Below are 5,731 nucleotides of genomic sequence, written 5' to 3' on the forward strand. Positions count from 1 at the left end.
CCCAGCCGTCGTGCGTCACGGTCCGGCCGGACCGTGAGGAGCGAGACCAGCCCGCACACCAGCATCACCCCGCCGGAGAGCAGGAACGCGTGGGTGTACCCGGCGTTCTGCGAGGGAGCGGAGTCCAGCAGGTACCCGGTCAGATAAGGCGCCACCAGTCCCGGCAGGGTCCCGGACGCCGCGACGATGCCGAACACCGCGCCCCGCTGGGGCGGCGGGACGACGGCCGAGGTGGTCATGTAGTGCAGCGGGAAGACGATGGCGTGGCCCCCGAACGCCACGGCCAGCAGCGCCAGATGGGCACCCCGGGCGTCGACGAACGGCAGCGCGCTCATGGCCAGCGCCGCCACCGCCACCGCGACCCCCTGCGGGACGCCGCGCGACCACCGGTCCGACAGGCCCCGGCGGCGCAGCGCGTCCAGCAGCGGCGGCACCGAGAGCAGCAGCACGAGGCTGAACGCCGAGACCCCGCTGATCAGTGTGGCCGCCGCGCCCGGCGCCATGTCGAGCTGCGTGCGCAGGTACGCGGGCAGCCAGGCGTGGCTCAGCGCCAGAGCCCAGGATCCGCCGAACGCCCCGGCGATGCTGCCCAGCACCGTTCCGTTCAGCAGCAGGCGCCGGTACGGGAGCCGCCGCCCGCTCACCCCGGCGCTCGCCGTCTCGCCGTACGGGCCGTCGTGCCCCGTCCGCCACCACGCCAGCGCCCACACCAGGCTCAGTACGGCCAGGGCCAGGAACGCGGACCGCCAGCCGAAGGCGCTGATCAGTCCGGTCACGGCCGGCGCGGCCACCAGCGTGCCGAGTGCGGCGCCTCCGATCTGCAGTGCCGAGGGCAGCCCGCGCCGGTCCGCCGGGAACCACTTGTACAGCGCGTGCATCGACATCGACGCCGCCGGTCCCTCGGCCGCCCCGAGCAGCACGCGCCCGGCGACCAGCGCCGGCACCGATGCCACGAACAGCACCGGCAACTGGGCCGCCGCCCATACGACGGCCATGCCGAACAGCAGCACACGGCTGGAGACCCGGGCGGAGACGAAGCCGACGGCCAGTCCCGAGAGGCTGAAGAGCAGCGAGAACGAGCTGGAGAGCATGCCGTAGGTGCTGTTGCTGATGCCGAGCTCGTCCATGATCGGCACGGCCGCCAGCCCCAGGACGGACTTGTCGGCGTAGTTGACCAGCATGAACGTCACGATCATCGCGGCGATCAGCCATGCGTGCCGCCGGGCCGGTTCCCCGGCGCGCGGTGCAGCCGCCGCGGCGTCCCGGCGGGATGGTGCGGACGAGGACGGTTCGGCCATGGGGCACTCCTGCGGCTCGGGAGGGAGTGGAGGTGGCACCCCCGGCGCGAGGGCGGGGATCTCCAGGCGCGGACGACGCCCGAAAGCGGGATCGTGGGCGCCGCACGCTGTCGTAGTTAACGAACAGGTTGTACGTTAACGGCGTTCTCGTTCAAGACCTCTGCGACTACGGAGTTGAGATGACCGACACGGACGCCCGGCTGGGCGATCTGCTGTGGACCCGCGGCTACACCGATCCCGGCTGGATCCGCCGCTTCACCTCGGCCGGCCGCGAGCTCTCCCCGAGCCGCCGCGTGTGGCGTGGCCCCGGCCCCGCCCGGACCCTCCCCGCCGAGCCCGCCGGCCTCGACACGCTCGACCTCGGCCTCGGGAGTACGAAGGCCACCCTGCCGGACCTGTTCGCCATGGCGCAGACCGACGCCTTCCTCGTCCTGCACCGAGGCGTGGTCGTCCACGAGGCGTACCCGCACGGCGGAGCGCCCCACGTCCCGCACTTCAACGCGTCGGCGGCCAAGTCCTACCTCGGCCTCCTCGCGGCCATGCTGGCGCACGAGGGGCTCCTCGACCGCTCGGCCCGGACGGACGCCTACGTCCCCGAACTCGCCGGAACCGCCTTCGGCGAGGCCCGTGTCGAGGACCTGCTGCACATGGGCACCCAGGTCAGCTATGCCGGCCGGCCCTACGACAAGGCCATCGAGGCCCAGCGCTACCACGCCGTCATAGCGCCCCAGCTGCGCCCGTTCGGCTACAGCGGCCCCGGCACCATCCGCGAGCACCTGCTGACCGCCCGCGCCACCGGGGCACCGGGAACGGAGTTCCGCTACGAGAACGGCAACGTCGAGGCGCTCGCCGAAGTCCTGCGCCGCGTCACCGGCCTTAGCACGTCGGCCCTGCTCGGCGAACTGATCTGGTCCCGGATCGGCGCCGAGGAGGACGCCTACTACGTCCTCGACGGCGACGGTGTCGAGGCGGCCTGCGGCGGCTTCAGCGCCACGGCCCGCGACGTGGCCCGCATGGGCGAGATGCTGCGTTGCGGCGGGGCGGTCGGCAGCCGTCAGGTCGTGCCGGGGGAGGTGGTCGCGTCCATCACCGCCGCCGTCCCGGACGGCTATCCCCGCCGCGTACGTTTCCCCGCCGCTCCGCCGACGGCGCCGGCCACGCTGTCGTACCACGACCTGTGGTGGATCCCGAACGACCCGCACGGCTCCTACATGGCCGGCGGCATCCACGGCCAGCGGCTGTTCGTCTCACCCGGACTCGACCTCGTCGTCGTGCACTTCGGTTCCCAGGTCATCTCGCCGTCCGTGCCGGTCGCCCCGTTCGTCCGGGCGTTCCTGAGGATCGGCGCGCACCTCGCCGGCCTCGGCTGACCCCGTCCGAGAGCTTCCTGTGAACCGGGCCGCGCCGGTGACGGCTATGTCCGTCATGACCCCATGTCGGCGGCCGGGACTCCCAGGAAACTCCCAGGATCTCTCCGGGCCCGGTCAGAGAGGACTGTCAGCATCGGGGCCAGTTCTTCTGTGAGCCTCGATCCGACTGGGAGCCCTTTCCGTGGCGACGTTCCTGTGCAGGCTGGGCCGGTTCTCCTTCCGGAGGCGCCGACTGGTCGCATTGCTGTGGGTGGTACTGCTCGTGGGGGCGGGGGTGCTGGCCGGGCGGGCTCCGGCCGCCCCGCCGAACGACTTCTCCATGCCCGGCACCGAGGCGCAGCAGGCGTACGACCTGCTGGAGCGGGACTTCCCCGAGCTGAAGGCGGACGGAGCGACCGCCCGGGTCGTGTTCCGGGCCGAGGACGGCAAGGTCACCGACCCGCAGACGCGCCGGGCCATCGGGGAGACGGTCCGTGCCCTCGGGGACGACCCGCAGGTCGCGCGCGTCACCGACCCCTTCACCACCCGGTCCGTGAGCAAGGACGGCTCCACCGCCTACGCCCAGGTGTCCTACGAGGTGTCCGCCTCGAAGCTCGAAGACGGCTCCCGCACCGCGCTGCGGGACACCGTAGAGCGGGCCGCCTCGCCGGAGCTGTCCGTGGAGGCGGGTGGCAACGCCGTCGAGGCCAAGACCGCCGGCCACTCCTCGGAGGCCGTGGGGCTCGCGGTGGCCGCCGTGGTGCTCGTCCTCACCTTCGGCTCGCTGCTCGCGGCCGGACTGCCGCTGCTGACCGCCGTGCTCGGAGTCGGGTTCGGCGCGCTGGTCATCCGGGTGCTGGCCGAACCACTGGGGCTCGGCTCCACGACGACCAGCCTCGCCGTGATGATCGGACTGGCCGTGGGCATCGACTACGCCCTGTTCGTGGTCTCCCGCTACCGGGCCGAACTCGCGCGCGGACGCGGTCGTGAGGAGGCGACAGGGCACGCGGTGGGCACCGCGGGCTCGGCGGTCGCGTTCGCCGGACTCACCGTGGTCATCGCCCTCGCCGGCCTGTCCGTGGCCGGCATCCCGCTGCTGACCCAGATGGGCCTCGCCGCGGCCGGCACGGTCGTCATCGCGGTGCTCATCGCCATCACCCTGATCCCCGCCCTCCTCGGGCTCTGCGGACGCCGGATCGGACCGGCCCGTCCACGGAGGCGGAAGGGCCGGCAGCGACCGGGGACAGGCGTGCGCTGGGCCCGGTTCGTCACCCGCCGGCCGGTCGCCGTGCTCCTCGGCGGCGTCGTGCTGCTCGGCGTGGTCGCGCTCCCGGCGGCGTCCCTGGAGACGGGCCTGCCCGGCGACGACAGCAAGCCCGTCTCGACGACCCAGCGCCGGGCCTACGACCTGATCGCCGAGGGCTTCGGGCCGGGCTTCAACGGCCCGCTCACCGTGGTCGTCCAGGCCGACGGCGACGGCGGTGCCGAACGGGCCGCGAAGAGCGTCGCCGGGCGGATAACCGGCCGCGAGGACGTCACCGCCGTGGGACAGCCCCGGCTGAGCGGCTCCGGTGACACCGCCGTACTGAGCGTCGTACCGGCGACGTCCCCGAGCAGCACGCAGACCGCCGACCTCGTGCACGCGCTGCGCGAGCCGGCGCTCGCCCGGGACACCGGCGCCAGGGTGCTCGTCACCGGCACGACCGCGATGAACGTCGACGTCTCGCAGAAGCTGTCGGACGCGCTGATCCCGTACCTGGCCCTCGTGGTCGGTCTGGCGTTCGTGCTGCTCATCGCCGTCTTCCGTTCCCTGCTCGTCCCGCTCAAGGCCGCGCTCGGCTTCCTGCTGTCGGTGCTGGCCGGGCTGGGCGCGGTGGTCGCGGTCTTCCAGTGGGGATGGCTGGGGTCCGTCTTCGGCGTCACGGAGCCGGGGCCGGTGGTGTCGATCATGCCGATCTTCATGGTGGGTGTCGTCTTCGGCCTCGCCATGGACTACGAGGTGTTCCTGGTGACCCGGATGCGTGAGGCGTACGTGCACGGTCAGTCACCGAAGGAGTGCGTGGTCAGCGGGTTCGAGCACAGCGCACGGGTGGTGACCGCCGCCGCGGTGATCATGGTCTCGGTGTTCGCCGCGTTCCTGGGCTCCGAGGAGCAGATCCTCAAGACCATCGGGTTCGGGCTCGCCGCCGCCGTCTTCTTCGACGCGTTCGTCGTCCGTATGACGCTCGTCCCGGCGGTGCTGGCCCTCCTCGGCCGACGGGCCTGGAGCCTTCCTCGCCGGCTGGACCGGCTCGTACCCGACCTCGACGTGGAGGGGCAGCGGCTGGAGGGCTCGCACCGAGGCACGGCCGGGGCGAGCGACGCCGGCCCCGTCGGCGCGCCCGCGGGCCACGTCTCCGGCACCTGAACCCCTTGTCCCGCTCCGAGGAGTCCGCTCATGTCCGCACCGCCGTCCCGCCCCTCCCTTTCCGTGTGGCGCCACGCCCTCGGAGGCGCTTTCGCCGCCGTGACCGCCCTCGTCACCATGGCTGCCACCGCCTGGGCGGCTCTCGTCCTCCTCGGTGCCGGCGCCGTCGCACCGGTTGCCCGGCTGGTGCCGGTTCTGGTGAGTCTCGCCGTCGGCGGCGGCGTCACCCTGGAGTCGGCCGCCGGGCCCGCCGAGTCCGCCGAGAGAGGCCTCGGCGGTCTGTTCGGCGGGGGCGGCGGCCTGAGCCTCGGGCTGGCCGGCGAGGTGGCGCTGACCCCCCTGACGCTCTCCTTCCTGGGCACGGCCGTCCTGGCGACCGGGTTCTTCCGGCCGCTGCGCCGCCGGGCACGGCCCACCCCCGCGATGCTGTGGGCGCGGTGCGGCGGCGTACTGGCGATCACGGCGGTGGCCCTCCCGGTGTGCGCCGTCCTGGCGCGGGGCACGGCCCGGCTGCCGGAGAACGTCAAGGACAGGATCGGCGAACGGGCCGGATCCGGCCGGTTCGGCGGCGGGGCAGGCGGTGGGCTCGCCGCGGGCCTGTCCTCGGTCGACTTCCGGACCGATGTCGTCACCACCGCGTTCCTCGGCTGCCTGGGAGTGGTCGCCGTCCTCGGGGT

4 protein-coding genes are annotated in these 5,731 nt (G+C 73.3%); 3 read left to right on the top strand and 1 reads right to left on the bottom strand.

Annotated features, from left to right (window positions below; all coding sequences use genetic code 11):
• Nucleotides 1-1,298: MFS transporter (locus H5J33_RS21225; RefSeq protein WP_181796507.1), on the bottom strand; the 1,298-nt coding region annotated here is incomplete at its 3' end.
• Between the two features lie 179 nt (nt 1,299-1,477).
• Between H5J33_RS21225 and H5J33_RS21230 the strand changes: the two genes are divergently transcribed.
• The 3 genes from H5J33_RS21230 to H5J33_RS21240 all read left to right on the top strand — a co-directional run.
• Entirely contained in the window at nt 1,478-2,668 is a 1,191-nt protein-coding gene (locus H5J33_RS21230) for a serine hydrolase (RefSeq protein WP_181796508.1), read from the top strand.
• A gap of 181 nt (nt 2,669-2,849) precedes the next feature.
• The gene (locus H5J33_RS21235) at nt 2,850-5,054 is read left to right on the top strand and encodes an MMPL family transporter (protein ID WP_181796509.1); all 2,205 of its coding nucleotides are present in this window, start codon (nt 2,850-2,852) and stop codon (nt 5,052-5,054) included.
• Between the two features lie 30 nt (nt 5,055-5,084).
• Nucleotides 5,085-5,731 (top strand): streptophobe family protein (locus tag H5J33_RS21240; protein ID WP_220212589.1); only part of this gene is annotated, 647 nt, incomplete at its 3' end.

The organism is Streptomyces sp. WELS2 (assembly GCF_013870595.1).
GTDB lineage: Bacteria > Actinomycetota > Actinomycetes > Streptomycetales > Streptomycetaceae > Streptomyces.